The sequence below is a fragment of the Halococcus hamelinensis 100A6 genome, from assembly GCF_000336675.1.
Taxonomy (GTDB): Archaea; Halobacteriota; Halobacteria; order Halobacteriales; family Halococcaceae; genus Halococcus; species Halococcus hamelinensis.
In genome coordinates this window covers 16,279-43,035 of record NZ_AOMB01000009.1, presented here as the reverse complement: position 1 = coordinate 43,035, position 26,757 = coordinate 16,279, and the positions used below count along the sequence as shown (strand labels likewise).

Genomic DNA, 26,757 nt, shown 5'->3' with positions numbered 1-26,757 from the left:
ACTTAAGTGCATCCGCCGCAAATGCCCGGGTGAAACGCCGGTGGACCCCGGTCTAACACAACGAAGCACGCCGAAAAACAAAATGGCCCACGTTCCTGCCTGGTAGCATCGACGTGAGCCATCTGCGAAATGCCCGCCATCCACCCCCGCCGGCCGCGGAGAGTGGGGTCTCCACGCGAGGGTTTTGGGCGTGCCTACCGCTTAGGCAGCCCAAATGAAATAGGTTTCCCTCGCGTCTTAGGTCGGTAACCGACATTGAGTTCTGACTCAAGCAGGCCTGAAACGGCCACTGACCCTACGCCGTGGGGGGAGCTGACCACGGCCCGGAAACGCATCGTGCTGACAATCGCATACGTCAACGGCCCGGTGGTCTTCGAACGCCCGAGTCTCAGAGACGACGTTGAGGCAACCAAGGACCTCGAAAAGGTCATCGACGATAAAGACCGGGTCCTAACGAGTCTCAAGTATACCAGGCTCCTCAACGACCTCGCCGAGGAGGATGGATATCTCGACAAAACGTTCCAGGGTGGCGTGAACCCTATCGTCATCGACTGGGAGTACGACGAGGGCCGAGACATTCGGTCAGCCGCCCCGTTCGGTTACAAGGCCGCGCTCGACGATATCGTCACACAAGTCCTCAGCCGAGAGGGCAAGACCAAAGCGGCTCTCGGAAGCGTTGACAGAACGGACTTCAACGCCGTCGTGAAGGCTGTCAACGGGGCAGTCGGTAGAAACGTGCTGGGAATCAACTCAGACCCCAGCAGATACCGCTTCGCGAAGGGAGTCCACGGCCTAACCAAGAACAAGGTCGAGGAGGCACTCGAGAGAAACGAGGACGACTAGCCTCGCCGACCCTCGCTGCTCTTTTTTTTTTGTATTAACGGATTCCAATTCTCCGAGGTCGAATCCAGCGAGCAGTCCTAAGACATCAACCACGAAGCCCGCGAGTGCGAAGGGTAGTTACGCGCGCCCGGCCAAACTGACGTATGCAGGCGGCGCTCGTGATCCTCGACGGCTGGGGGCTCGCCGACCACGACCGGCTCGACGCGGTCCGGGCGGCCGAGACGCCCACGATGGACCGGCTGGCCGAACAGGGTGCGAGCGGCACCCTCGACACTTCGGGGCGGGCGGTCGGCCTCCCCGAGGGCCAGATGGGCAACAGCGAGGTCGGCCACCTCACGATCGGCGCGGGCCGGGTGATCGACCAGAGCTACACCCGGATCACGCGGGCGGTCGAATCGGGCTCGCTCGACGGAAACGAGGCGGTCCGAACCGCGTTCGACCATGCGCTCGACGACGACGGTCGGGTCCACTTCGTGGGGCTGGTGAGCGACGGCGGGGTCCACTCCGACCAGGCTCACCTCCAGGCGCTCGTCGGGGCCGCCGCAGAAGCGGGCGTCGAGGCGGTGACCCACGCGTTCACCGACGGCCGGGACACCGCCCCGGAGAGCGCCACCCAGTTCCTCGCGAACCTCGACGCCGCCGTCGAAGAATACGGCACCGGCGACGTGGCGACGGTCTCCGGGCGGTACTACGCGATGGACAGAGACGAGAACTGGGAGCGGACGAGACGCGCCTACGACGCGATCGTCGAGCGGGAGGCCGACCACACGGCAGAGTCGGCGGTGGCCGCGGTCGAGGACGCCTACGAGCGCGGCGAGACCGACGAGTTCGTCGCGCCGACGCTGGTCGAGGGCGGGCCGGCGCTCGAAGACGGCGACAGCGTCGTCTTCTTCAACTTCAGGGCGGACCGGGCGCGCCAGCTCGTCCGGATGCTCACGGACACCCGTCCGGAATGGGCGTTCGAGACCTCGCCTCCGGAAGTCGAACTCGTCACGATGACCGAGTACGACGAGACGTTCGAGTTCCCCGTCGCGTTCGCGCCACACGAACCCGAGGACACTCTCGGTGAGACGCTCGCCGCCCACGGGCTGAGTCAGCTCCGGATCGCCGAATCCGAGAAGTACCCCCACGTGACCTACTTCCTCAACGGCGGGCGGGAGGGGGCGTTCGACGGAGAGATCAGGCGAATCATCGACAGCCCCGACGTGCCGACCTACGACCTGCGACCCGAGATGAGCGCCGAGGGGGTGACGGACACCGCCATCAAGGTGATCGAGACCGACGACCCCGATCTGATGGTGTGCAACTACGCCAACGCCGACATGGTGGGTCACACCGGCGACTTCGACGCCGCCGTGGCGGCGGTCGAAGCCGTCGACGACCAACTCGAACGCCTGGTCGGGGCCTGCCAGGAGGCGGGCGGGCACGTCCTGATAACTGCGGACCACGGCAACGCCGACGACATGGGCACCCCCGACGACCCCGACACGACCCACACCACCAACCCGGTTCCGATGGTGTATCTCGCACCCGACGGCACCGACGGTGGGAGGGGAATGAGGGCGGGCGGCGAACTCTCGGACCTCGCGCCCACGCTGCTCGAACGCTGCGGGATCGACGTCCCCGACGTGATGACCGGCGACTCGCTGCTCGATTGAGCCGATGTCGGTGGGGCCCGCAGCTCAGCGCGCGTCGTGGACGACCGCCCCGTCGACGACCGTCATCGCGACGTCGATGTCGGCGATCGCCTCCCGTTCGTCCCACGGGGACGAATCGAGGACCGTGAAGTCGGCCGCTTTGCCGGGTTCGACGGTGCCGAGTCGGTCCTCGTCGAAGCCCGCGTAGGCCGCACCGTGGGTGTACGCCCGCAGGGCTTCGGTGACGGTGAGGCGCTGTCCCTCGACCGGGGCGTTCACCGCCTGCTGGACCCCGAACAGCGGGTCGAGCGGCATCGAGTCACTGCCGAAGGCGAGGTGAACCCCCGCATCGAGCAGGTCCCGGAACGGGTTCGAGCGCCGACGGCGGTCGGTCCCCAGCCGCGACTCGTAGAGTCCGTCCTCCCCGGCCCACTTCAGGAAGTTCGGCTGGACGGAGGCCACCACGCCCGTCTCGGCGAGGCGTTCGATGGCCGACTCGGACGGGAGTTCGACGTGTTCGATCCGGTGGCGCGCGGCTCCGGCCTCGGTCGCCTCGTAGGCGTCGAGCACCGCGTCGATGGCGGCGTCGCCGATGGCGTGGGCCGTGAACTGATAGCCGTCCGCGTCGGCGCGCTCGACGAGGTCGTGGAGTTCCGAGGGCGACACGACCCACTTCCCGCTCCCCTCGCCGTCGGCGTAGGGTTCGGAGAGCTTCGCCGTGCGGCCGCCGAAGCTCCCGTCGGTGAAGCTCTTGATCGCACCCGTCCGGACGAACTCGTCGCCGTCGTCGGTCCCGAGGCCGACCTCGCGGAGCGCGTCGAGGTGGTCGGACCAGTAGTTGATGCGAACGCGGAGCGAGAGGTCGCCCTCCCGACGGAGGTCGCGGTAGACGCGGGGCGCGTGCGAGTGACGCACCAGGTCGTGGATCCCGGTGACGCCGCACGCGTTGGCGTGGTCGATGGCCGCCCGGAGGCGGTCGCGCGTCTCGTCCACGTCCGGCGCGATAGCCTCACGAACCGGTCCGAGCGCGTCCTCGACCACCACGCCCGTGGGAACGCCGTTCGCCTCCAGCACGTCGTCGACGGGGAGTCGGTCGCCGAGACGGTCGAGCGCGACGCCGTTGATCCCCGCGGTGTGCATGTCCTCGCGGAACGCTACTACTGGGCGGTCGGTGCTCACGCCGTCGAGGTCGTCCCGGTCGAGATAGCGCGCGTCGGACCACCCGGACTCGTCGTAGCCGTAGCCCTGGACCCAGCCGGCGTCGGTTTCGTCGGCGCGGTCGGCGAGGCGCGAGACGGCCTCGGCCGCCGACCCCGCTCCCGAGAGGTCGGCGTGGACCAGCCGCGTTCCGACCTCGGTCAGGTGGGTGTGGGCGTCGACGAACCCCGGCAGGAGCACGCGGCCCTCGAGGTCGATGGTTCGCGTCTCGACCCCTTCGAGAAACGCAACCTCGTAGGCCGACCCCAGCCGGACGACCCGGCCGTCGCGAACCGCGAGCGCCTCGTGGACGTCGTCGGGGTCGGTGAGGGTGTGGATCTCGGCGTTCGTGAGGACCAAGTCGGCGGCCATACCGGAGCGAGGCACGAAGGGCGCGAAAGCGCTTCGGTGAGTCAGGTCCGCATTCGGTATCCCACCGAACCGACACCACACACGAGTCAGATCCGGCGTTCCGCTTATGACGACAGCCGCACAATCATTAGGATATGACATACTACGCGGTCGACGCGCTGGGCGACGCGTTCGACGTCACCCGCTCGTATCTCCTCCCGTTCGACCGGTCCCGCTGGCTCCGCCTCGCGCTGGTCGTGTTCTTCGTCGGTGGCACGTCGACGTTCAGTTTCCAGTCGAGCGGAACCGACACCACGGGCGTTCCCGAGACGGTTCCGGGGGACGTACCGGCCGCCGACCTCCCCGAGTGGACCCTCGCCGCGGTGGCGCTCGTCGTCGCCTTGCTCCTCGTGCTCGCGCTCCTGTTCGCCCTCGTCGGGTCGGTCATGGAGTTCGTCTTCGTCGAGTCGCTCCGCTCCGATACCGTCCATATCCGGCGGTTCGGCCGGCGATATCTCGGGGCCGGCCTCCGGCTGTTCGGCTTCCGGGTCGTGCTCGGGCTCCTCACGCTCGCGGCGATCGCGGTTCCCGTTGGACTCGCGCTGCTCCCGTTTCTCGGTGGCTCCGGCCCGAGCGCCGGTGCCGCGGTGGGGACGGTGCTGGTGGTCGTGCCGGTAGTCCTCCTCGTCACCGTGGTCGCCGCCCTGGTCTCCGGGTTCACGACGATGTTCGTCGTCCCGGTGATGCTGCTCGAAGAGCGTGGCGTGCTGGCGGGGTGGCGACGGTTCTGGCCGACGCTCCGCGGCCGGTGGGCGCAGTACGCGGTCTACGTCGTCGTCGAGTTCGTGCTCTCGATCGCGGCCGGCATCGCCGTGGCGATCGTCGACCTCCTCGTCCTCGTCGCGCTCGCGATCCCGTTCGGGATCCTGGCCGGGGTCGTCCTGCTCGTCGGCGGTTTCGGGAGCTTCTCGACGATCGAGGTGGTCGCGCTCGCGGTCATCGGTCTCGTCTACCTCGTGCTGGCGCTCGTCGCTATCCTCCTCGTGAAGGTCCCCGTCGAGACCTACTTCCGGTTCTACGCGCTCCTCGTGCTCGGCGACACCGACGAGGCGCTCGACCTGATCCCCGACCGACGGGCGGCGGCCCGGACCGAGACGACGGCGTAGGGTCGAGGAACGCCTTTCGGACGGTTGCGAGGTGGGGAAAACGGGACGGCGGGTTCGGCCCGGTTCAGGCCGCCGGTCGTTCGTCGACTGTCCCTTCGTGATGGGTTTCGACGGTCCGCAGGTCCGCCCAAGTGTGGCCAATGATGTAGTAGGCCGCCACGGCCGCGTAGAAGCTCACGAAGACGCCCACGATCGTCCCGAGGAGCGGGACGACGTTGAGCACGCCGGCGACGAGGCCGCCGAGGACGATGACACCGAGCGCCAGCAGCCAGCCGGTCGCGTAGGTCCTGCTCAGCAGGACCGGGCGGAGCGTGCCGATATCGAACCCGTCGCTCAGACGGCCGGTCTCGGCGAAGTTCGCGGTCGCGGCGGGGATGACGTACCACGCGGCGAGGCCGAGGACCATCGAGAGGAGGAGCCCCACGAAGATGCTGGTCCCGCCGATGAGGCTTCCCGCGTCACCCGAAAATGCCGCCATGATCCCCCCGCCGACGAGCACGAAGCCGACGATGGCGGGGACGAGCCCGTAGACGGCGGCGATGGCGAACGCCTTCAGGCCGTCGACGAGGAGCCGTTCCCAGTCCTCGAAGACGGGTGCCTCGTCGTTGCCGTTCATCGTCCGCTGGAGGACCCGAACGAGGTAGCCCGAGACGACGAACGCCGGGACGAGGAGGACGCTCGAGATCGATAGCAAGCCGCCGATGAGGACGGTCTTGACGACCTCGTCACTGTTCTGCAGGTAGGTAATCGATTCGCTGATCATCGTGGTCACCAAGAACGACTGCTCGCGAGCGCGACGCAACTGTTCTTGTTCGTACGAACGCGTCCCGAGGATATAACCGTTCCTCCGAGTTACATGAATATCCGTCGCCCGGTTGTTTTCGGGGTCGACCGGACCGCTCCGATGGAACCCAAACGGTTAGCCCGCCCGCGACGAGGCAGGGGCATGAACGCCGCAGACCTCGCCGAGCGCGTCCGGGAGGGCGACCTCCGCCTCCACGAACTCGAATCCCACGCCGACCCCGAGACCGCGGCCGCCGCCCGGCGGCGCGTGGTGGCGAACGAAGCGGGCACGAGCCTCGACTCGGTGGGCGAATCGCATCTCGCGGCCGCCGATACCGAGTCGACCATCGAGAACCTCGTGGGCACCGTGGAGATCCCGATAGGCGTCGCCGGGCCGGTCCCCGTGGCGGGCGGCGAGCGCGAGGCCGAACACTACCTCCCGCTCGCCACCACCGAGGGGGCGCTGGTGGCGTCGGTGAACCGGGGCTGTTCGGTGATCCGGGCGGCCGGCGGGGCGGACGCGCGGGTGACGAAACGCGCGATGACGCGCGCACCGGTCTTCCGAGTCGATGGAGTGGTCGAAGCCGAGGCGGTGGTCGGGTGGGTGCGCGACCACGAGACCGACCTCGCGAGCGCCGCCGAGTCCACGACCTCGCACGGCGAACTCGTCGACCTCACGCCCTACGCGGTCGGTGATTCGGTGTTCCTCCGCTTCGGCTACGATACCAAGGATGCGATGGGGATGAACATGGCGACGATCGCCACCCGCGAGGCCTGCGACGTGGTCGAGTCCGAGACCCCCGCCGAACTCGTCGCGCTCTCGGGCAACCTCTGTACCGACAAGAAACCCGCCGCTATCAACGCCGTCGAGGGTCGTGGGCGAAGCGTCGTCGCCGACGTGGCGATCCCGAACGAGGTCGTCGAAGAACGCCTCCACGCCACGCCCGAGGCGGTCGCCGAACTCAACACCCGGAAGAACCTCGTCGGGTCGGCGAAGGCGGGGAGTTTGGGATTCAACGCCCAGGCCGCGAACGTCGTCGCCGCCGCCTTCCTCGCCACCGGTCAGGACGCCGCCCAGGTCGTCGAGGGCTCGAACGCGATCACGACCGTGGCGGCCCGCGAGGACGAACTCTACGCCAGCGTCTCGCTCGCGAGCCTCGAAGTCGGCACCGTCGGCGGCGGCACGAAGCTGCCCACGCAGGCCGAGGCGCTCTCGCTGCTCGGGGTACGCGGCGGTGGGAGTCCTCCTGGGTCGAACGCCGACGCCCTCGCCGAGGTCATCGCGGCGGGCGCGCTCGCGGGCGAACTCTCGCTACTCGGGGCGCTGGCCTCGCGCCACCTGTCGAGCGCCCACGCCGACCTCGGCCGATAGCTTGCGTCGGCAGTCGGTACGCACATCCCGTCCGAGCGAGAAGAGGGGGTATGGCGATCGACCGTATCACCGCCGAGGCCGACCTGGTCAGAACTGCGCTCCAGCAGAAGTACCTCGACGACGTCGGCGAGCCGGTCGTTCGGGTCGATCCCGAGGGGAACGCCGACCTCTTCGTCCACGAGGAGGGGTTCGACAACCCCGAGGGCGAGATCGACCAGCCCGACGAGGGCGTCGACATCCGCCCCGAGCGCTTCGTCGGCAGCGACCTCGACCTCCCGGGACCCGACGAGGAACTGAGCGGGGACGAACTCCAGACGCTGACCGAGCGCCTCGGCTCCGAACTCGAAGCCGCGCTCGCCGAAGAGGTCGACCTCAACGCCGACCGCGACGGCGACGAGGAGGTCGTCCCGGTCGAGTACTCGACCGAGGGCCCCTGAGCCGGCGCTGGATCGAGGATCGAGTGGGCTTTTCTCGCTACAACAATCGATACCGCCCGTCGTGGCGGCTCACGGCTCCCCGCTGGGACAGCCGTTCGAGCGCGCGTTCGGTGTAATCGGCTGGGATCCCGTTCCGTTCGGCACGCGCGACGACGTTCGATTCGGTGGGGTCGTCGAGCGCCGATATCGACTCGCGAACGACCTCCATTCGGCCCTTGCTTCGTTTCGAACCGGTCGCGGCCGCGGCCGTTCGGTCGGGGTCGAGCCCCGACCGTTCGAGGTACTCCGCGTCGCTCATCCCGCCGGTCTCGGCCCGTGATTCGAGGGTCGAGAAGGAATCGAGTTCGTCGGGCGCGTGGTCGCTTCGGGCGGCGAGGAGTCGGGTGCGGGCCTCGCGTGCGGCGTCGCCCGACTCGTGTTGGGCGAACTTCTTCAGCGCCTCGAAGCGGTGGCGCTTGCCACACGAGGGACAGGTCGTCGTCTCCGGTCGTCCCTCGACCACCCAGAGCGCGCTGCACTCGCCACAGCCGACCACCGCGTACATGGGATCCCTCGGTGGTGCGTCGTGTTGAAGGTGCGGGTCGATCGCTGAGTCAGGGCCGCGGGGCGGCCTTCTGCATCGCACGTTCGGCGATGTTGCCCCCGTAGTCGGCCGTGCGCGAGAGGGAATCCACGACGAGCCCGAGCTGCTGGGCGCGTTTGGGTTCGAGGTCGCGGAACAGGCTATCGGCCTCGCGGGCGGCCTCGTCGACCGCGTCGATGTTCGCCATCGCCTCGTTCGCCAGCCGGACCGCCTCGTCGGCGTCCTCGGCGAGGAAGGCGTCCATCGCGGTCTCGACGACCGTCGCGGCCTCGGTGTGGAGGGCGTCGAGCGCCGCGGCTACCGCTTCGGAGACGCCGTCGATCGTCGGCGCGACCTCGGCGATCTTGGTGGCGTGGTCGGCGACGCGTTCGAGCTGGCGCGCGCTCGAATGGTAATCGAAACACGTCTCGCGGGGGAGGCCGACCTCGGTGGCGGCGTTCGGGTCGCGGAGCACGCTCCGGAAGACGCGTGCGGTCATGTACCACAGCCGGTCGACGTCGTCGTCGCGCTGGGTGACGTCGTCCGCGAGGTCGGCGTCGGCCTCGCGGAGGGCCGTGACGGCGTCGCCGAGCATGGTGAGCGCGACGAGTCGCATTCGGGTGATGGCGTTGTGGACCGAGAGCTCAGAGGAATCCAGCAGGTCCTGGAGGGTCACGCGGTCGGCGGTCTCCTCGATGACTTCGAGCCCGACGAGCCCCTGAGTTGCCTCACGGATGGCGCGGCGCTGGGCGGCGTCGACGCTCGCGGTTTCGAGCGTGATGACGTCGAAGCCGCTGACGTACATCGTGACCACCGCCCGAGTGAGCTCCGCGCCCTCCAGGCCCGTCACGTCGAGCGTCCCCTCCGTGGCGGCGTCCTCGCGACGCGGCGCGAGCAACAGCGAATCGTCCTCGGGATAGAACTCGACTTCGCTACCGGCCTCGATGCCGTGGTCGGTCGCCCACGCCTTCGGCAGCGAGACGGTGTAGGTCGAACCGCCCGTGACCTGGACCTTGCGGGTCTCCATACCGGGAGTCGAACCTCCACCCCAATAAATCTACTCAATAATATATAGTACACGTCACGTATCTTCGTATATTCAGTCGACCGCCGCACGTCGTGGATAGAACGTTCTAGAGCAGTACTTACAACTACGTTCGTTCTTGTTTTACTATATAGACTATATGCTCGTGAGCGACCGTTCCGGCGAAGGATACATTACCCGAAGAGGCCGACGGAGGGCTATGCCCCGCGAAAGCTATCAGGCCCAGCTCGAAGCCCTCCGCGAGGACGTCCTCTACATGAGCGAGGTCGTGCTCGAACGTCTCCGGATGGGGCTCGACGCGCTCGCCAGGAAGGACGACCGGCTCGCCCGCGAGGTCATCGAGGGCGACGACGAGGTCAATCGGATGTATCTCGACCTCGAGGGCGACTGTATCGACCTCTTCGCGCTCCAGCAGCCCGTCGCGGGCGACCTCCGCTTCATCGCCTCCTCGTTCAAGGTCATCACCGACCTCGAACGCATCGCGGATCTGGCCACCAACCTCGGCGAGTACACCTTCGACGCCGACCGCGACGTCTTCCCGGAGGTCGACGTCCAGGCCATCGGCGAGTTCGCCGAGACGATGGTCGCCGACGCGATGGAGGCCTACGCGACCGGCGACGCCGACGCCTGCTACGCCATCGACGAACGCGACACCGAACTCGACGAGCGATGCGAGCGTGCCTCCGACACCGTGGTCCGCGAACTCATCGGGATCGAGGGCGACCCCGTCGACGACGTCGACCAGCTCATGACCGACGTCTCCCGGTTGCTGCTCACGGTCCGCGACCTCGAACGCGTCGGCGACCACGCCGTCAACATCTCCGCACGCACCCTCTACATGGTCGACAACGACGACGAACTCATCTTCTAAGAACCACTTTTTTTTTCCTCGTCGGGTGCGCTTCGCGCACCACTCCTCACAAAAACCTGAACTAAAAACCGCCGCTCGTTCGGCCTCCAGCCTCACTCGCGGTACGATCGCTAACCCGCCTCCGCGACCGCCAGCCGCACCAGCACCGCACCGCCGAAGCCCTCAGTCGCTCGTTTCACTCGCTCCTTCGCCCTTCATCCACCAGGAGAGCACTGCTCTCCCGAGCCTCGGCTCACGTTCGTTCGCCGAGACACCAGGAACCGCGACCGCAACCGCACGGCGGCCGCACCGCCGGGGCGGCGGCGCGCGCCGGGATCGCTTTTTCCCGCTCAGTCGGGCCGTTCCATCCGGAATCGGTCGCCGGTGTGGCAGTAGTAACTCCCCGACAATCGGCCGACTGCGTCGACTTTCGTCACGTCGAGTTTGCCGTCGGTCGTCACGCCGTCCGCGAGGTGGGCGAGCACGACCTCGCCGAGCACCATCGTGTTCGAGCCGATCTCGATCGTCTCGTAGCGTTCGCACTCGAAGGCGACCTCGATCCCCGCGACCCGGGGCGGGTCGACCCGTTCGGAGGGCGTGGTTTCGAGGCCCGCGTGCTCGAACTCGCTCTCGCCCGGCGCGAGGGTGGCGCTCGTGGCGTTCATCGCCGCTGCGAACGGCTCCGTAACCACGTTGACGACGAACTCACCCGTCTCCTCGACGTTGCGCGCCGAGTCCGCGAGCCCCTCGGGTCGGTCCGGTCGCGCGCTCGGCGCGAACATGACCACCGGTGGATCGACGTTGACCACGTTGAAGAAGGAGTACGGCGCGAGATTGAGTCCCCCGTCCGCAGCCATCGAACTCACCCACGCGATCGGCCGTGGCACTACCGCCCCTGCGAGGGTCCGGTAGAACGAATCGACCGTGTCGGGGTCGATCCTCATCGCCGACCCCGCTGAAAACTCCGCCCCGACCACCGCGCTCGACAGAACTGCTCCGGCATGGATAGATTCGACGGGTCACGCTGACATACGACTGCCGATACTCGAACCGGGATCCCCAAACCCGATGCCCTACGGTATTTTGTTGGCGTGTACTAGAGAACTCGTATGCTCGTCATCGAGGACGTGACGGTGGTGGTCGCGAACGGTATCGTGGTCTGAGATCCCTCCTACTCCGACGGGTCGACTTTCGCGGTACCGGATACGTCCTCGAACGCTTCCTTCGAGAGCTCCATGTTGACGGTCGCACCGACCACGGAGCCATCGGCGACGGCGGAGGCTATCGAGGCTGGATAACCGCTGGACGCGTCGCCCGTAACGAAGAGGCCCGGAACAGCTGTCAAACCAAATCCGTGCTGGGACTGCGTCGTTTCGACGACGCCCATCTGGTTCACGTCGAGCCCGAATCGGTCCGGAAGCTCGCTGTGCTGTTCCATCGGTGGGGGATAGAAGAGCGCGCGGCGAGCGACGTCGCGGCCATCCGCGAGGGAGACGCTTTCGAGCCCATCCTCGGAGCCGTCGAGTCCGGTGATCGGTTCGTCCTCGATCGTGATGCCGCGCTCGGTGAACATCGAACGCGTCTCCGCGTCGAGGACGTCCTGCCCATCGGTGAAGACGACGAGATCCCGACTCAGGTTGTAGATGAGCTTCGCGTAGTCGGGCAGGTGCGGGTGTTCGTCTCTGATGAGGACCCCGAGCGGTTCGTCGCGGACTTCGTAGCCGTGGCAGTAGGGGCAGTGATACACCCCGTTCCCCCACAGCGCTTCGAAGCCGTCGGTTTCGGGGAGCACGTCACGCACCCCGGTCGCGACGACGACCTTCTCGCTCACGACCGTTTCGCCGGTATCGAGCGTGACGGCGAATCCGAAGTCGTCCTCCGTGACGTCCGTCACCCGGGCATCTCGAAACTCGCCACCGTACTCGGCGACCTCCTCGCGACCCAGCCGACGGAGCGCCGTGGGTGCGATACCGTCCCTGGTCAGATAGCCGTGGGCCTCGTCGGCCGGCCCGTTCCGTGGCTCGCCGTCGTCGCAGACCAGTACGTCACGGAGCGAGCGCCCCAACTGAAGCGCGGCGCTGAGGCCTGCTGGCCCGCCACCGACGACGATCACATCGTACGCGGGACTTCCTCCATCGGAAGCGTTGTTGCTCTCCACAGTATTAACTACGCCATTGATCTTAATAACACCTCCGGACGGGATGTGGATCGCTTGGCGATGCTCACTGCCGGTGAGAAAAACAAGAAATTCCGCTTATTCCTCCGCCGCCACGGTTCACAGTCGGTGTGAGTGGTGGTGACGTGAAGGGATCGTCGAAGGAAGTCCGCCGGCGTCTCGTCGCTCAGTCGTCGCCGAGCGCGTTGCCGAGCAGGGTGAGCGCCGCGCCGAGCAGCGCCGCGTTCTTGAGGAAGTTGATCCGTTCGCCCTGGCGCTGGCCTTCGCCCTCCTCGTAGTTCCAGAAGTCGTGCATCTGGGGGGTCACGCCCGCGAGGAACGCGATGACCGCGCCCGCGGCGAGCACGGGGAACAGCCCCAGCGCGACGCAGACGCCGCCGACCGCGAGCATGCCACAGGCGAACGGCACGAGTTTGTCGGCCATCGGCACGCCCTCGGATTCGGCGTAGGCGATCGTGCCCTCCATGTCCTGAAAGTGGTTGATACCCATGAACGCGAGCAGGCCGCCGAAGACCACCCGGCCGAGCCGCGAGAAGACGTTCATCGGCCGGCCTCCGCCACGGTCTGTTCGCCGTCGATACCGGTCGTTCGAGTCGGTAGGTTCGTCACATCGGTCCGGAGGAGGGTGGCCTACATAGCTCTTGGTGGACGGCGGGGTAACCCGCTGACATCGATGTCAGCACCTCCGCCGAGCGGGCTCCCCGACCCGTCACTCGAAAACAGCGCCGGTCGACCGCGGCCGCCTCAGAACAGACCGATGCCAAGGGCGTACGGCCACTCGACGCCGCTCAGGGCGAGGAACGCGAGCGCGCCCCCAGCGAGCGCCGCGTTCTTCTGGAAGGCGGTCAGTTCGCTTCCCCGCTGGTCGTCGGGTGCCGCCCAGTAATCGTGCATGGTGACCGCCGAGACGACCAGAAACACGAGGAGCGCGCCCGCACCGAGCGTGGGGAACACGCCGAGGATGAGCGCGAGGCCGCCGAGCACCAGCTGTCCGCCGGAGAACGGCACCAGCACGCCCGCCGCCGGGATGCCCTTCGACTCCGCGTAGGGCGTGAGTCCGTCGGCGTTCGTGAGGTGTCCGATCCCCATGTACGCGAGCACCCCGCCGAAGACCACCCGGGCGACCAGAAACAGCACGCCGGCCCCCGCCGCGTCGAAAACCCCCGTCTGGAGGAGGCTCACTCGTCCATCACCGACCGATACGTCGTCCCGTCGAACCGCACTATCGATATCACGACGTTAGCTGGTTACGATACGAACCTATATATCTGCTCGCGGACATAGGAGCCACCAGATAACAACGATGTCATCCCAACAAGTCGTCCCGACGGAGGGGCCGTGCGCGGTCGTCGAATCGCTCGGCCAGATCGGCTCGCAGTGGCGACTGGTCGTGCTCTACGAACTCCTCGACGGCGAGCAGCGGTTCAACGAACTCAAGCGCTCGACCGACGCCAACGCCCGCACCCTCTCGCGCGTACTCGACGACCTCCGGGAGTCGGGCCTGGTCGAGCGCCGCGCCGAAACCGACGCCCCGATCGCGACCTACTACCGCCTCACCGAGAAGGGCGAGGCCCTCTGCCCCGTGTTCGACGAGGTCGAGGCGTGGGCCGACGACTGGCTCTAAACCCCCACCTTTTGCTGCGGTCGTTCGCTCGCGTTGCTCGCTCACTCCCTGGCAAAATGTGGATCAAAAGCCTCCTCCCTCCCGTTGGTCGGTCGTCGGCCCGCTCGCTCCCGCAGGTCGCTCGCGGTACAACCACTAACCACCTCCGCAACCGCTCCGCACAGCACCGCCTCCGCCGAAGCCCTCGCCGCGCGCTCCTTTCAGTCGCTACTCACTCGGCCTCCGGCCTCGTTCGCGCGCCTCGCCCTTCATCCACCAGGCCCGCACCGCAACCGCCACCGCGCCACCGCGCGGCGGCCGCACCGCCACCCGCCCCGCAACCGCCACCGCACCGCGACGGCTACCTACCCGTGCGTGTACCCACGGTCGAGCAACGGCTCGTCGTCGAGTGAAATGCCGTCCTCGACAACCGTTCCGACCTGCGTGACCGCTACGTCGGTCGAATTTCGGGCGGCTTCGAACTCAGTCTCGGGAACGGTGAACAGCAGCTCGAAGTCCTCCCCGAAGGAGGCCCCGAGTTCGCGTCGATCCTCCCGGTCCTCGGCGACCGCATCGACCGACTCGTCGATCGGGAGCGGGCTCCGGACCGCGAAACCGCAACCGCTCGCGTCGGCCAACTGGTGGAGCGAGCGCGCCAGCCCGTCCGAGACGTCCATCATCGCGCTCGCGTAGGGACGGAGGGCCCGTCCCGCCGCGATTCTCGGGGTAAATCGAAAGAGGTCGTTCGCGCGTTCGGTTTCGCCGGCCTCGAACAGCCGGAGGGCCGCCCCGCTCCGCCCGAGGCTCCCCGTGACACAGACCGCCTCGCCGACCGCCGCGCCCGACCGCAGAATTGGATCCGTGGTACGGCCGACCGCCGTCGTCGAGACGGTGAACTCCTCGTGGGTGTCGAGGTCGCCGCCAACGTACGAGGCTCCCACCGCCTCACAGACGTCCTGTGCCCCCCCGACGAAATCGAGGAGCCCCTCGTCGAACTCGGGGGCGGCGTAGACCGCGAGCGCGGCGTGGGCCGCCGCGCCCATCGCCGCCACGTCCGAGAGCGACGCGCCGACCGCGCGCCAGCCCGCGGTGTAGCGTGTGACTCCCCTTGGAAAGTCCGTGGTCTCGTGGAGCATGTCGGTGGTGAGCACGAGGTCCTCGACCACCGCACAGTCGTCGCCGGCGGCCGGGACGCGCCCGGCGAGGCGTTCGAGTGCCGCCCGCTCGTCCATGGACCGGATCGGTCGGCCCGCGACAAAACCCGTCCGGTCGGAAACCCCGCCACCGGACGTGTTTCGGAGGGTTCATGCCACGGTCGGTCGTTTGACCGACATGATACGCGAGGGCGACCTCAGAACCACGCTCGTGGGGTTCGCGGGTGCGCTCGGTGTGCTCGCCGTCCTCTTCTGGTTCGTCGGCGTCGGCGACGTCGTCTCCGCCCTCTCGATGGCGAGCCCCCCCGTGCTCGTGGTCATCGTGGTGGTCGCGGCGTGCTGGCTCACGGCCTGGGGGCTCTCGCTTCGCACGGTGCTCGGCGTGCTCGGCGCGCCGATCACGATCCCCTCGGCGGTCCTCGTCTTCGCCGGCGCGACGTTCGCCAACAACGTCACCCCGTTCGGGCAGGCCGGCGGCGAACCCGTGAGCGCGCTGCTCGTCTCGCGGGCCTCCGAGAGCGAGTACGAGACCGGCCTCGCCGCGATCGCGAGCGTCGACGCCCTCAACTTCGTCCCCTCGATCGTGCTCGCGCTCCTCGGACTGGGCTACTTCGCCACCACGATCACGTTCGGTCAGAACCTCGAGTTCGTGGCGGTCGTCGTGGTCGCGTTCGCCATCCTGCTGGTCGCGGCGGCCTACTTCGGGTGGCGGAACCGATACCGGGTCGAACACGCCGCCGTGGACAAGCTCACGCCGCTGATCCAGTGGGTCTCGGGGGCCCTCCCACGCGTCTCCCCGCCGACGGAGGACTCGCTCGAACGCCGTATCGAGGGCTTCTTCACCGCCGTCGAGCGCGTCGGCACCAACCCTCGGGGCTTGCTGCTCGCGCTCTCCTTTTCGGCGCTCGGGTGGATCGGCCTCGCGACCTCGCTCTGGCTCTCGCTGTTCGCGCTCGGCTACAGCGTCCCGGTCGCGGTGGTGCTCGTGGCGATCCCCGCGGGCGCGATGGCCGGCGTCACGCCGCTTCCCGGCGGCCTGGGCGGCGTGGAGATCGTCCTCGGCGCGCTCGTGAGCGCGACCACCGGCGGCATCCCCTCGGCGACGATCATCGCCGCCGTCGCGATCCACCGCGGCGCGACCTACTTCCTTCCGACGGTGGTCGGCGGCGGTACCGCCGCCATCCTCGCCGACCGGTGACGGAATCGCGCTCCCTCACCGTCCACCGTGGCGCGCGGTAGCGGTCGGCGCGAACGACGGTGAGCGCCGAGCGTTGACACCGTGCGAGGGATGAGCACCGAAGCGAACGAGCCGAAGGCGAGTGAGCGAGGAGCGCAGTCGGCTGGGGAGGCGTGTGGCCGGTGCGGTTAGCGACTGTCCCGTGAGCGACCGAAGGGAGCGAGCGGTTTTTTAGTCCACTGGAAGAGCCGCGCTCTTCCAAGCTCTGTCTCGCTTCACTCGACAGAACAGGTTTTTGCGAGCAGCGAGGGACCTTCGGTCCCTCGTGCCGTGCGAACGGGCGCTTCGCGCCCGTGAGCAGAGAGTGGTTCGCCGAAGGCGAACCCGAGTCGGAAAAAAGTGGGCGCGGGAGGCTCGTGGCTGTCGCGGGGCGGTGCTGTGCGGTAGCGGGGCGGTCTCTCGTTTGTGTCGGGACTCGGCTCCGATACCGAATCGAACCGAGAAAATCATCTCCGAACGGCTCCACGTTCCGCACTTTCACCTAGTCGAGTCGGTCGGCGAACCCGAACCGGGGTTTCACGTCCTCGATCCGGACTTCGACCTCCTCGCCCTCGTCGGCGTCCCGGACGAACAGGGTGTAGCCCTCGACCGTCGCGATGCCGTCGCCCTCGTCGCCGGTCTCGGTGATCGCGACGACGAGTTCGTCGCCCGGCTCGACCGGCGCGGTCATCCGACCCTTCCCCACGAGGTAGAGCTCCGAGGACTCGTCGCGCGAGGCGTCGGGACGCACGGTTTGCACGTACTCGAACTCGGTGTCGATGTCGGCTTCGAGCGCGTCGAGGTCCCGGCCGTCGAAGACCTTCGCCACGAAGTCACCGCCCGGCGCGAGCACGTCGAGCGCGACGTCGAACGCCTGCCGGGCGAGGTAGACCGAGCGCGCGTGGTCGAGGTCGTACTCGCCGGTCATGTTCGGGGCCATATCCGAGAGCACGACGTCCGCCTCGCCGACCCGCTCCGCGAGGTACGCCTGGACGTCCTCGTCGGTGAGGTCGCCGCGAACGGTCTCGACCCCGTCGAGGGAGTCGATCCGCTGGCGGTCGACGCCCACCACGCGTCCGGTGCCGACGCGCTCGGCGGCGACCTGGAGCCAGCCGCCCGGCGCGGCCCCCAGGTCGATCACGGTGTCGCCGTCGTCGAAGAGGTCCGCCGTCTCGTCGAGTTGCTGGAGCTTGTAGGCCGATCTGGAACGGTAGCCCTGCTGTTTCGCCTTGTTGTAGTACTCGTCTCGGCCGCTCATGCCCCCTCTCGGAACCCTGCGCTCTTGTCGATCCCGGTTTGGGACCTCTCAGTTGCCCTCGGTGACGACGTTCGCCACCTTCGTGCGGTCGAACAGCTGTTCGCCCTTCGGGATCTGGGGATAGGGGTCGCCGCTCGAATAGTCGGGCCACTCGCCGAACTGGTCGGGATAGAGCTGTTTGGCGGTCATCTCCAGCTGGAAGAGGTTCATCAGCGGGCCCTGCACCGGGTCGCCCGAGGGGTAGACCCGGTCGTTCTCGACGGCCGCGATGTTGCTCGCCACCGAATCGTTTTCGAGGGTGGTCCGGATGTCGCCCACGTCGTAGTACGAGGCGATCCCGTACTGGTGGAGGATCACGTCGGGGTCGACTTCGAGCATCTGTTCGAAGTCGTAGGAGGTGCCGTAGGCGATGTCGCTCGCCGTGAACGCGTCGGTGGCCTTGAGCGGCCGGATGTGAGCGTTGCCGAAGCCGGGACTGTTGATCTTCGAGGGGTAGAACGTCCCGTCCATGAAGAGGAGCTCGGCCACCGTGGGCCGTTGGTTCTTCGGCGGGAGGTTCGACTGGATCCGATCCACGAGGTCGTCGTGGATCGATGCGAGCTGCTGGAAGCGCTGGTGTTGCTGGAACACCTGCGAGAGCTTCTCGGCAACCTCCCAGAGGGTGTAGTACTGGTAGTCGCTCCGGTAGGGTTTCGGTGGCTGGGTGTGATCCCGACTGTAGTTGTTGCCGAACCACGGCGCGACGTTCTCCCCGATCTCCGTGACGTCGGATTGGCTCCAACCGTCGAACGAGACCACCAGCGCAGGATCGATGAGGTGGAGGTCGGAATCGAGCTGGTAGAAAACCTCCTTGCTGACGCTGATGCCACCGGACCCGCCCTCGTTGAGCTGCTGGAGACCGCTGCTGTCGAAGGAGACGCCATCGAGGCGCTCGTAGTACGCGCTGAGGGTGTTCCCGCCGGCCTCCGCGCTGAACCCCAGCGAGTTCACGGCGTCGCCGGCACCGTAGGCGACCATCGCGTCCGCGGCGTAGAGGCTGTAGACCATCACGTCCTCCGGGACACCGTCGAAACTGACCTCGCCCGCGGGGGCCATCGAGACCGAGTACGACCCGCCCGTGCCCGAGGACTGGGTCGACTCCGCCGTCCCGGATGTACCCGTTCCCGAGTTCGGTCCCGACCCGTTAGCCGCGTCGGTTCCGGCCCCCGAGCCCCCGTTCGTCGAGTTCCCGCCCTCACTGCCGGAACCGCCGCTACAGCCGGCGAGCAGCCCGCCACCGACCACGACCGCGCCGGACCGCAACCACTGTCGCCGTGATACCCTCCCGTCCATCGTCGAATCGTTCGCCATGTCGTTAGGCCCACCTAAAACGGTAAATCGATTTCGGTCCGCGATACGTTCGGCACGCGGCGACGAACGCGCATCTTTTATAAGCTGCCTGTTCGTACCGCGGTCATGTTCAACGCGATCGTGAGCGCGGGGACCCTGCGGACGGCCCTCGACTCGGTGAGCGTCCTCGTCGAAGAGTGTAAGCTCCACCTCAACGAGGATCAGGTCGAGATCCGGGCGGTGGACCCCGCCAACGTGGGGATGGTCGACCTCACGCTCTCGGCCACCGCCTTCGAGTCCTACGAGGCCGACGGCGGCGTCATCGGGGTCAACCTCTCGCGCCTCCAGGACATCGCCGGGATGGCGGGCGGCGACGACCTCGTCCACCTCGAACTCGACGAGGAGACCCGGAAACTCCACATCTCGATCGACGGGCTGGAGTACACCCTCGCGCTCATCGACCCCGACTCCATCAGGCAGGAGCCCGACATCCCCGACCTCGACCTCCCCGCGACGATCGTGCTCGAAGGCCGGGACATCAATCGCGCCGTGAAGGCCGCCGACATGGTGAGCGACCACATCGCGCTCGGTGTGGACGAGGCCGACGAACAGTTCTACGTCGACGCCGAGGGCGACACCGACGACGTCCACTTCGAGCTCGACAACGACGACCTCATCGACCTCACCGCCGGCCCCGCTCACTCCCTCTTCTCGCTCGACTACCTGAAGGACATGAACAAGGCGATCCCCGGCGACGCGGAGGTCACCCTCGACCTCGGCGAGGAGTTCCCCGTCAAGCTCCACTTCGACATCGCCGAAGCCGAAGGAAGTGTCACCTACATGCTCGCGCCGCGCATCCAGTCGGACTAACACACCCCCACTTTTTTCGACGGGGGAATCGCGCTCGCTGCGCTCTCGCGCTCAACCCCCGCCCAAAAACCTGGACTAAAAAGGGCCGCTCGTTCGGCTTCGCCTCACTCGCGGTACAGCCACTAATGACTCCGCACAGCACCGCCACCGCACCGCCTCCGCCGAAGCCCTCGTTCACGCCTCCGGCGTTCACTCGCCCTTCATCCGCCAGGAGAGCACAGCTCTCCTGAGCCTCGGCTCACGTTCGTTCGCCGAGACACCAGAAGACCGCCCCGCACCGCATTCTCGGCTCGCGCCTGCGGCGCTCGCCGAGATGCAAGGACCGCACCGCGCCCGCCCGGCGACCGCACCGCCATCGCGACCGACCCGCCGCCCTCACTCGTCGGGGTACTTCGGTTCGCGTCGCTCGGCGCGTTCGAGCGCGCGTTCGATCACGTCTCGGACATTGCCGTGGAATTCGCCGCCGTGACCGGCGTACATCCGCTCGACACTATCGGGGAGCCGGTCGAGGATTCGCTGGATGCTCTCGATGAGCTCCTCGCGCGACTGGCCGGCCATGTCCGTTCGTCCGAAGCTCCCGTCGTCGAACGCGCCGTCGTCGTGGACCACGACGTCGCCCGAGAAGATCGTCGTCTCCGAGACCAGGGAGACGTGGTCGTCGGCGTGGCCCGGTGTGTGGACCACTTCGAAGGACTCGTCGCCGATATCGACCGTGTCGCCGTCGTCGATCGCGTCGGTCCGCCGTGGGTGGTCGTCGTAAGCGAGGAGGTCGGCGTCGAACGCGTCGAGCACCGCGTCGAGTTCCGCGACGTGGTCGCCGTGCTGGTGAGTGAGCACTACCGCGTCGAGGTCGTCGACGCGCTCGGCCACCCGGTCCTCGACGCCCGCCATCGCGCCGGCGTCGACCAGGACGTTTCGCGCGCCCTCGACCAGGAACACGTTGGCGGTGAACGTGTCCGCACCCTCGGTGACGTTCGTGGTCTCCATGCCCCTCGGTCGGTGCGGCGGGCCTTTCAGCCTGCCGGCGAAGGTTCGAAAATTGACAAACTATTTTTCAATGAGGACGTCATATCGAGATGTATGGGATTTGGGAGCTACGATGAATCCGAACAATCGAGCCAGGACTACGACCAAGACCTCGACGAGAGCCTCGAAACCGAGGAGGAGGCCCACGCTGGCGAGGTCAGCTTCGAGTTCGGCGCGTCGAACGACGAGCTCCTCGACAGGCTCAAGGACATCAAAGAGGAGTGAAGGCCGGGACCCGCGCGCTCGGGGTCGCCGCATCCACCCGTGACGACGACCGGAGCACGCTCGCGGGCTGTGTGGTCCGCGCCGACCGCGTCGTCGACGGCTTCGCGTTCGGCTCCTGTACCGTCGGCGGTACCGACGCCACCACCGCCGTCATCGACCTCTTCTCGACGCTCGACCGCGAGGACATTCGCTACCTCTTAGTCGCGGGTATCGCGCCCGCCTGGTTCAACCTCCTCGACCTCCCCCGGCTCCACGCTGCCACCGAACGACCCGTGCTCTCGGTCTCCTTCGAGGCGAGTCCGGGGCTCGAAACCCCGCTCCGCGAGGCCTTCTCGGGCGCGGCGCTCGACACCCGGCTCGACGTGTACCGAAAACTCCCGCCGCGGCGCGAGCTCACGGTCAACGACGAGACGGTGTTCGTCCGGAACGTCGGCTGCTCGGACGACGACGCGGAGGAAGTGGTTCGGGAGTTCACGCCGGCGGGTGGTCGACCCGAGCCACTCAGGATCGCCCGACTCGCCGCCCGCGCCGCCGACGCCTGGTGCGACGACTTCACGAGCTGAGTGTCGAGATCCGACTCAGTCCGCGCTCGGTCGTGGCTCGCCGGCGTCGGCCCGCGAGCGCGCGTAGCCCACGATGGCGTAGACGACGGGCGTATCACACAGCGCGATCAGGAGTTTGAGGAGGTACTGACCGACCGCGAGGCCGATCAGAACCGACCCGGGGAGCGCGCTGCCGACCCCGAGGAGCTGCGGGGCGAGGTAGAAGGCGACCCCGACGAAGATCACGGTGTCGATCGCCTGGCTGGTCGCGGTCGAACCGATGTTCCGGAGCCAGAGCGCGCGGCCGTCGGTGTGGTTCCTGAGCCGGTGGAAGACGAAGACGTCCCAGTTCTGACTCACGACGTAGGCCAGGAGGCTCCCGACCACGACGTTGGTGCTCGCGCCGAGCACCGTCGCGAACGCCGTCGGGTCGACGCTGGAGGCGGCGGCGGGCGCGGCGATCGTCGCCCACACGAGTCCCAGCAGGACCAGGTTCATCGCGAACCCGACGGCGACGAGGACGTGGGCGGCGCGACGACCGTAGAGCTCGGCATAACAGTCCGAGGCGAGAAAGGTGAGCGCGTAGGCCAGCGACGCGCCAGGCAGTATCAGCTCCGCCCCCGTCACCGGGAGCGAGACCGGGATCGGAAACCCCAGGATCTTGGTCGCGGTGAGCTGGGCGGTCACGAGCGCGGTCGTGAAGAGCGCGACGAGGGCGACCTGGATCGTGGACGCGCGCCCGACCCTCGACGTGTCGGCGGTGGCGCTCACCCTCGCCTCCCGCGGCGGGACGGTCGTCGTCGGTGTGTCGTGGTCATATCGGAGGCGGACGCCACGCGAAAATGAGCGCTTCGTTCGTCAGTCGGCGCTCTCGCGCTGGTCCCGACGCTGGGCGGTGCGCCGCCCGCCGAGGGTGTAGATCCAGAGGAGCGCGAGGCCGAGGCCGTAACAGGCCATCACGGGGATTCCGAGGATGAACATCATGAACACGCCGCGCGGCGAGGCGTAGGCGGTGAACGCGAACACGCCCACCGTCACCTCGCGCCAGCGGTTGCGCATCCCGCGATAGGGGACCAGCCCGGCGCGGTGGAACAGGAGCATCGTGACCGGGATCATCGCGAGCAGGCCGATCCCCGCGGTGGTGAAGAAGACCAGCCAGCCGGCCGCGCTGATCCGGTAGGCCACGACCATGTTCGCGCCGACCACGTCGGCGGTGAGCCACGAGATCACGCTGGGTGCGATCACCGTATATCCGGCCGCGATACCGCCGACGAGGCTCGCCAGGAGCGCGCCGCCCCACAGGAACAGGACACGTCGGTCCCCGCCCGCGAGGCCGCGCTCGCGGAGGGCGGGCCAGGCGTAGTAGAGCACCAGCGGGAGGACGACGATCGCCGCGAACAGCGTGCTGAGCTTTATCTCGAAGACCAACGCCTCGACGGGGTGGAGCTCGACGACCCCGACCTGTTCGGGTCGGACCGTGGCGGGGAGGCGCGAGAGGAAGTCCGCTCGGATCCCGCCGATCCCGCCCTGTGAGAGCCAGATGAACGTGCCGGCGAGCACCGCCATGAACAGCCCGAGGATGAGGAACGCCCGCGACCGGAGGCTGTTGAGCACGAACGTGATGTCGTAGTAGTAGCCCCCGATGTCGTCCTCGGTGGTCTCCTCGGCGGTGAACGCGTCCACCACCCCGGTGGTGGTCCGGGTGAGCCGGTCGCTGAAGTCGTTGGTCTCGTCCGCCGGTTCGCCCGCGGCTCCCGGTTCGCCCGTGCCCTCCTCGGCATCGAGCCGGTCGTCGCCGTCGGCGGCGTTCGCGGCGTCGAAGCGGTCGAGGACCGCCTGGGCCTTGTTCGGGTCGCCGTCGCTCATCGCCATGCTGGCCTGGGCGGTGGCCTCCTGTTCGCTCATCGCGGTGAAGACCTCCGGGGGCGCGGCCCGGACGCCGGCCTCGTCGAGCTCGGCGACGTCGATGGCCGCCGGAGCGCCGGGACGACCGGGGGCGGACTCGGCGGCGACCGCGACCGCCCGGTAGGTGACGACGCCCAGCGTGACCGCCAACACGAACAGGAAGAGCGCGAGCCCGACCAGCGCGATCGCGGCGTCGCGCGGCAGGCCGAACAGCGGACCGATGTAGACGAACAGGGGGTCGGACGACGAGAAGTACGGTGTCCTGAACAGGAGCTGGTTGATGTAGCCGCCGGCACCGAGGGCGATGGCCCCCGCGACCAGCCCGGTGGCGACCACCGGGACCCCGAGGACCGGCCGCCAGCGTTCGCGGGCCACGTCCCGAACGGAGACCGCACGGCCGCCGCGCTGGAAGGTCACGATGATCCGCGTGAAGCCGAGGCTCAGCGCGTAGAGCACGATTATCGGGACCGCCCAGAGCACCTGCGTGAAGGGGTCCGGCGGCGAGAACAGCGCGCCGAAGGCGAACGCCCCGACGATCGCGTACTTCCACTTGTCGCGGAAGGTCTCGTAGGGGACGACGCCGGTGAGCGAGAGCCCGGTCATCGCGAGCGGGAGCTGGGCGGCGATCCCGAACGAGGCCGAGAGCAGGAGGATGAACTGCGCCCAGTAGACGATCGAGTAGTGGGGTTCGAACCCGACGTTGACCGCGTTTGTCGCGAGGAACTCGAACATCAGCGGGAAGAAGACGAAGTAGCCGTACGCGACGCCGACGACGAACAACAGCGCGCTCGCCAGTAGGATGACGCCGACCTTCCAGCCGGCGCTGACGTGTGGCCAGTAGCCGCGTTCGTCGAGCGCGTCCCGGGAGTAGTAGAGCAGGACCGGGAGCGCGACGACCCCGCCGACCACCAGCGCGATCTTCGCCTGGAGCAACGGCACGTCGAACGGCGTGATGGCGTTGACGGAGGTCTGGCGTGCGATCCGTGGTGGGAGCGGGGCGAAGAGGTCGGTCTTGAGGCGGTCCCAGACGTAGAGCCAGAGCGCGTAGAACGAGCCCAGAAAGCCGATCAGGAAGACGATGGCGACCTTCTGGAGATGAGTCTGGGCGGCGGACAACATCGCGCCGAGGGTTTCTCGCCCGCGCGCAACCGACCGGCGGACGTCCTCGTCGACGGCTCCGGACATCTCTCTCCTTCGAGGCGGATAGCCGACTCGTCGTTATCAATCTTGTCTCCCGGCCCGACCGGAGAAGAAGGCTTACAACCCCCACGCGACCATCGACCATACGATGGCGGAATCGACGGGGACAGGGGGCGTCACGAACGAATCGAGCGAGGCGAACGCGCCGCTCGACGACGCCGAGATGCCGCTCGCCGACCACATCGAGGAGATGATAAAGCGGCTGGGGGTGGTGCTCGTGGCGATGGCGCTGGTCTCCGGGGTCGTCTTCCTCGTGGCCGACGACCTCATCAACTTCATCTGGTACTCCCTGCTGCCCGGCTCGGCCCAGCTCTGTCCGGACGCGCCCGCCGACGTCGCGGCGTGTCCCCGGGTCTACGATCCGCTCGGGCTGATCCTCGCCCGGCTCAAGGTCTCGACCCTCGCGGGCTTCGTGGTGGCGCTGCCCCTCTTCGTCTACGAGACCTACGCCTTCATGCGCCCCGGGCTCTACCCCCGCGAGCGCCGCTACTACATCGCCGCGGTCCCGACCAGCCTCGTGCTCGCGGTCGTCGGCGTGGGGTTCGCCTTCCTGGTCGTCTTGCCCGTTATCTTCACCTACTTCCTGAGTTACTCCGAGGCCGCCGCGAACATCGCGTTCGGCCTCACCGAGACCTTCGGATTGATGACGCTGCTGATGGGCTTTTTCGCGCTCGTCTTCCAGATCCCGCTGTTCGTGATGCTCGCGATCATGATGGGGATCACGACGCGAGCCTGGCTCGCGAACAAGCGGCTCTACTTCTGGGGGACGTTCATCGGGATCGCCTTCCTCTTCAGCCCCGACCCGACCGGGATGGCCCCGATCATCGTCGCCGCGACGATGATCACGCTGTTCGAGGGGACCCTGCTCTTACTCCGGTGGACCGGCTCGGACTAGTCCAGCCGGTCACGAACCGCGTCGGCGTCGTAGGCCAGCGAGAGTTCGCGCGAGCGGCCACGACCCTCGACGGTGGTGTAGGTGGCCTCGATGAGGCCCACCCGGTCGAGCTTGTTGACGATCTCCGAGTAGCGGGTGTAGCCGAGGTCGGTCTCGTCGTGGAACGCCTCGTAGACGTCGCCCGCGCGGTCGCCGTCGTACTCGGCGACGACGCGGAGCAGCGCGCGCTCGGAGTCGGTGAGCCCGCGGACCCGCCGCGAGAGGTGGACGTGGCGTGACTTCTCGTAGGCGGTCTCGACGTCTTCGGCCTCGACACGCTCGCTCGCGCGACCCTCGGCGTGGAGGCCGGCACGCCGGAGGAGGTCGATCCCGACCCGGAGGTCACCCGTGCCGGCGGTGAGTTCGGCGACCCGATCCAGCACCGTGGGTCCCACCACCCCCTCACGGAAGCCGCGCCGGACCCGTTCGTCGAGGATATCGACCACCTCGCTCTCGCCGTAGGCCGGAAAGAACACCTCCTCGGGCCGGAAGACGCTCTGGACCCGACTGTCGAGTTCGGCCACCACGTCGAGGTCGAGGTCCGAGGAGACCAGCAGGACGCCGACCTTCGCGCCGGCGTGGGTCTCGTGGGCTCTGAGGAGTGAATAGAGAGTCTCCGAGGCTTCTCCTTCGTAGAAGAGGTAGTTCACGTCGTCGAGACAGACGGTGAGAACCTCGTCCTCGTCGGTGAGGTGGTCGGTTATCTGCTCGAAGAGGCTCTTGAAGGAGATCCCGCTCGCCGGCGGTTCGTACTCGAAGATCGCCTCGAAGATCCTAGAAAACACTGCGTACCGGGTCGAATCGACCTGGCAGTTGACCCGCACCGTCCGAACGCCGCGCCGGCCGTCGAGCTCGGCGAAGAGTTTCTGGATCGCGGTGGTCTTTCCCGTCCCCGGCGGGCCGCGAACCATCGCGTTGAGCGGGCGCGAGCCGCGGACCGCGGGCCGGAGGGCGTACTGGAGCCCATCGAGTTGGTTCTCGCGGTGATGGAAGGTCTCGGGGAGGTAGTCGACCTCGAAGACGTGTTCGTCACGGAAGACCGACTCGTCCCACGAGAGCATCCCATCGTCCGCCAT

General features: G+C 67.7%; 27 protein-coding genes. 12 read left to right on the top strand and 15 right to left on the bottom strand.

The window, feature by feature from the left end; all coding sequences use genetic code 11:
* Nucleotides 1–255: 255 nt before the first annotated feature.
* Together C447_RS03330 and gpmI are read left to right on the top strand one after the other, a co-directional pair.
* Nucleotides 256–843 carry a hypothetical protein gene (locus C447_RS03330; RefSeq protein WP_237713426.1) on the top strand — a complete coding sequence of 196 codons (588 nt, stop codon included), beginning with the start codon at nucleotides 256–258 and terminating at the stop codon, nucleotides 841–843.
* 143 nt (nucleotides 844–986) lie between these two features.
* Nucleotides 987–2,501, top strand: a complete 1,515-nt coding sequence (gpmI, locus tag C447_RS03325) for a 2,3-bisphosphoglycerate-independent phosphoglycerate mutase (RefSeq protein ID WP_007690905.1) — start codon at nucleotides 987–989, stop codon at nucleotides 2,499–2,501.
* 24 nt (nucleotides 2,502–2,525) lie between these two features.
* Here gpmI and C447_RS03320 read toward each other — a convergent pair whose 3' ends face one another.
* Nucleotides 2,526–4,049 carry an amidohydrolase gene (locus C447_RS03320; protein ID WP_007690904.1) on the bottom strand — a complete coding sequence of 508 codons (1,524 nt, stop codon included), beginning with the start codon at nucleotides 4,047–4,049 and terminating at the stop codon, nucleotides 2,526–2,528.
* Between the two features lie 134 nt (nucleotides 4,050–4,183).
* On the opposite strand from C447_RS03320, the gene C447_RS03315 reads away from it, so the two are divergent.
* On the top strand, nucleotides 4,184–5,194 hold the full coding sequence (locus tag C447_RS03315; RefSeq protein WP_007690902.1) for a DUF7544 domain-containing protein: 1,011 nt from the start codon (nucleotides 4,184–4,186) through the stop codon (nucleotides 5,192–5,194).
* A gap of 64 nt (nucleotides 5,195–5,258) precedes the next feature.
* Here the strand turns inward: C447_RS03315 and C447_RS03310 are convergent, their stop codons facing one another.
* Nucleotides 5,259–5,957 carry a DUF4013 domain-containing protein gene (locus C447_RS03310; RefSeq protein WP_029601936.1) on the bottom strand — a complete coding sequence of 233 codons (699 nt, stop codon included), beginning with the start codon at nucleotides 5,955–5,957 and terminating at the stop codon, nucleotides 5,259–5,261.
* Nucleotides 5,958–6,140: 183 nt separating this feature from the next.
* Between C447_RS03310 and hmgA the strand changes: the two genes are divergently transcribed.
* The gene (gene hmgA / locus C447_RS03305) at nucleotides 6,141–7,349 is read left to right on the top strand and encodes a hydroxymethylglutaryl-CoA reductase (NADPH) (RefSeq protein ID WP_007690898.1); all 1,209 of its coding nucleotides are present in this window, start codon (nucleotides 6,141–6,143) and stop codon (nucleotides 7,347–7,349) included.
* 50 nt (nucleotides 7,350–7,399) lie between these two features.
* Nucleotides 7,400–7,786 (top strand): hypothetical protein, encoded by a 387-nt coding sequence (locus C447_RS03300; RefSeq protein WP_007690897.1) that lies wholly within the window; start codon nucleotides 7,400–7,402, stop codon nucleotides 7,784–7,786.
* Nucleotides 7,787–7,823: 37 nt separating this feature from the next.
* Here the strand turns inward: C447_RS03300 and C447_RS03295 are convergent, their stop codons facing one another.
* Nucleotides 7,824–8,330 carry a DUF5817 domain-containing protein gene (locus C447_RS03295; RefSeq protein WP_007690895.1) on the bottom strand — a complete coding sequence of 169 codons (507 nt, stop codon included), beginning with the start codon at nucleotides 8,328–8,330 and terminating at the stop codon, nucleotides 7,824–7,826.
* A gap of 49 nt (nucleotides 8,331–8,379) precedes the next feature.
* Nucleotides 8,380–9,375 carry a phosphate uptake regulator PhoU gene (locus tag C447_RS03290; protein ID WP_007690893.1) on the bottom strand — a complete coding sequence of 332 codons (996 nt, stop codon included), beginning with the start codon at nucleotides 9,373–9,375 and terminating at the stop codon, nucleotides 8,380–8,382.
* Nucleotides 9,376–9,592: 217 nt separating this feature from the next.
* Between C447_RS03290 and phoU the strand changes: the two genes are divergently transcribed.
* Complete coding sequence (gene phoU, locus C447_RS03285; protein WP_007690890.1) at nucleotides 9,593–10,264, top strand: phosphate signaling complex protein PhoU; 672 nt, start codon at nucleotides 9,593–9,595, stop codon at nucleotides 10,262–10,264.
* Between the two features lie 329 nt (nucleotides 10,265–10,593).
* Here phoU and C447_RS03280 read toward each other — a convergent pair whose 3' ends face one another.
* The 4 genes from C447_RS03280 to C447_RS03265 all read right to left on the bottom strand — a co-directional run bounded on the left by C447_RS03280 (nucleotide 10,594) and on the right by C447_RS03265 (nucleotide 13,601).
* Nucleotides 10,594–11,187, bottom strand: a complete 594-nt coding sequence (locus tag C447_RS03280; RefSeq protein ID WP_029601935.1) for a flavin reductase family protein — start codon at nucleotides 11,185–11,187, stop codon at nucleotides 10,594–10,596.
* Between the two features lie 227 nt (nucleotides 11,188–11,414).
* The gene (locus C447_RS03275; protein ID WP_237713425.1) at nucleotides 11,415–12,401 is read right to left on the bottom strand and encodes an NAD(P)/FAD-dependent oxidoreductase; all 987 of its coding nucleotides are present in this window, start codon (nucleotides 12,399–12,401) and stop codon (nucleotides 11,415–11,417) included.
* A 184-nt stretch (nucleotides 12,402–12,585) separates the two neighbouring features.
* On the bottom strand, nucleotides 12,586–12,963 hold the full coding sequence (locus C447_RS03270; protein WP_007690884.1) for a DoxX family protein: 378 nt from the start codon (nucleotides 12,961–12,963) through the stop codon (nucleotides 12,586–12,588).
* A gap of 200 nt (nucleotides 12,964–13,163) precedes the next feature.
* A complete protein-coding gene (locus C447_RS03265) occupies nucleotides 13,164–13,601 on the bottom strand; it encodes a DoxX family protein (RefSeq protein ID WP_007690882.1) in 438 nt (145 codons plus the stop codon).
* A 121-nt stretch (nucleotides 13,602–13,722) separates the two neighbouring features.
* Here C447_RS03265 and C447_RS03260 point away from each other — a divergent pair, with 121 nt between their 5' ends.
* Nucleotides 13,723–14,043, top strand: a complete 321-nt coding sequence (locus C447_RS03260) for a winged helix-turn-helix transcriptional regulator (protein ID WP_007690879.1) — start codon at nucleotides 13,723–13,725, stop codon at nucleotides 14,041–14,043.
* 344 nt (nucleotides 14,044–14,387) lie between these two features.
* Here the strand turns inward: C447_RS03260 and thiL are convergent, their stop codons facing one another.
* Nucleotides 14,388–15,254: a thiamine-phosphate kinase gene (gene thiL / locus C447_RS03255; protein ID WP_007690877.1), complete on the bottom strand. Its 867-nt coding sequence runs from the start codon at nucleotides 15,252–15,254 to the stop codon at nucleotides 14,388–14,390.
* A gap of 100 nt (nucleotides 15,255–15,354) precedes the next feature.
* Here thiL and C447_RS03250 point away from each other — a divergent pair, with 100 nt between their 5' ends.
* Nucleotides 15,355–16,374 carry a lysylphosphatidylglycerol synthase transmembrane domain-containing protein gene (locus C447_RS03250; RefSeq protein ID WP_029601809.1) on the top strand — a complete coding sequence of 340 codons (1,020 nt, stop codon included), beginning with the start codon at nucleotides 15,355–15,357 and terminating at the stop codon, nucleotides 16,372–16,374.
* A 520-nt stretch (nucleotides 16,375–16,894) separates the two neighbouring features.
* Here C447_RS03250 and C447_RS03245 read toward each other — a convergent pair.
* The gene (locus tag C447_RS03245; RefSeq protein ID WP_007690873.1) at nucleotides 16,895–17,650 is read right to left on the bottom strand and encodes a 23S rRNA (uridine(2552)-2'-O)-methyltransferase; all 756 of its coding nucleotides are present in this window, start codon (nucleotides 17,648–17,650) and stop codon (nucleotides 16,895–16,897) included.
* Nucleotides 17,651–17,698: 48 nt separating this feature from the next.
* The gene (locus C447_RS03240) at nucleotides 17,699–19,000 is read right to left on the bottom strand and encodes an ABC transporter substrate-binding protein (protein WP_007690871.1); all 1,302 of its coding nucleotides are present in this window, start codon (nucleotides 18,998–19,000) and stop codon (nucleotides 17,699–17,701) included.
* Nucleotides 19,001–19,105: 105 nt separating this feature from the next.
* Here C447_RS03240 and C447_RS03235 point away from each other — a divergent pair, with 105 nt between their 5' ends.
* Nucleotides 19,106–19,849: a DNA polymerase sliding clamp gene (locus tag C447_RS03235; protein ID WP_007690870.1), complete on the top strand. Its 744-nt coding sequence runs from the start codon at nucleotides 19,106–19,108 to the stop codon at nucleotides 19,847–19,849.
* A 375-nt stretch (nucleotides 19,850–20,224) separates the two neighbouring features.
* Here the strand turns inward: C447_RS03235 and C447_RS03230 are convergent, their stop codons facing one another.
* Nucleotides 20,225–20,836 carry an MBL fold metallo-hydrolase gene (locus C447_RS03230; protein WP_007690868.1) on the bottom strand — a complete coding sequence of 204 codons (612 nt, stop codon included), beginning with the start codon at nucleotides 20,834–20,836 and terminating at the stop codon, nucleotides 20,225–20,227.
* 93 nt (nucleotides 20,837–20,929) lie between these two features.
* On the opposite strand from C447_RS03230, the gene C447_RS03225 reads away from it, so the two are divergent.
* Both C447_RS03225 and C447_RS03220 read left to right on the top strand, forming a co-directional pair.
* Nucleotides 20,930–21,100 carry a DUF5786 family protein gene (locus tag C447_RS03225; protein WP_007690866.1) on the top strand — a complete coding sequence of 57 codons (171 nt, stop codon included), beginning with the start codon at nucleotides 20,930–20,932 and terminating at the stop codon, nucleotides 21,098–21,100.
* Entirely contained in the window at nucleotides 21,097–21,663 is a 567-nt protein-coding gene (locus C447_RS03220) for an endonuclease dU (protein WP_007690865.1), read from the top strand. Before C447_RS03225 ends, C447_RS03220 begins: the two co-directional genes overlap by 4 nt.
* A 15-nt stretch (nucleotides 21,664–21,678) precedes the next feature.
* Here C447_RS03220 and C447_RS03215 read toward each other — a convergent pair whose 3' ends face one another.
* Together C447_RS03215 and tatC (C447_RS03210) are read right to left on the bottom strand one after the other, a co-directional pair.
* Nucleotides 21,679–22,413 (bottom strand): queuosine precursor transporter, encoded by a 735-nt coding sequence (locus tag C447_RS03215; RefSeq protein WP_007690863.1) that lies wholly within the window; start codon nucleotides 22,411–22,413, stop codon nucleotides 21,679–21,681.
* 87 nt (nucleotides 22,414–22,500) lie between these two features.
* The gene (gene tatC, locus C447_RS03210; RefSeq protein ID WP_007690855.1) at nucleotides 22,501–24,732 is read right to left on the bottom strand and encodes a twin-arginine translocase subunit TatC; all 2,232 of its coding nucleotides are present in this window, start codon (nucleotides 24,730–24,732) and stop codon (nucleotides 22,501–22,503) included.
* A 103-nt stretch (nucleotides 24,733–24,835) separates the two neighbouring features.
* Here tatC (C447_RS03210) and tatC (C447_RS03205) point away from each other — a divergent pair, with 103 nt between their 5' ends.
* Complete coding sequence (gene tatC, locus C447_RS03205; protein ID WP_007690854.1) at nucleotides 24,836–25,642, top strand: twin-arginine translocase subunit TatC; 807 nt, start codon at nucleotides 24,836–24,838, stop codon at nucleotides 25,640–25,642.
* Here tatC (C447_RS03205) and C447_RS03200 read toward each other — a convergent pair.
* Nucleotides 25,639–26,757 carry an ORC1-type DNA replication protein gene (locus C447_RS03200; RefSeq protein ID WP_010612285.1) on the bottom strand — a complete coding sequence of 373 codons (1,119 nt, stop codon included), beginning with the start codon at nucleotides 26,755–26,757 and terminating at the stop codon, nucleotides 25,639–25,641. The genes tatC (C447_RS03205) and C447_RS03200 overlap by 4 nt on opposite strands.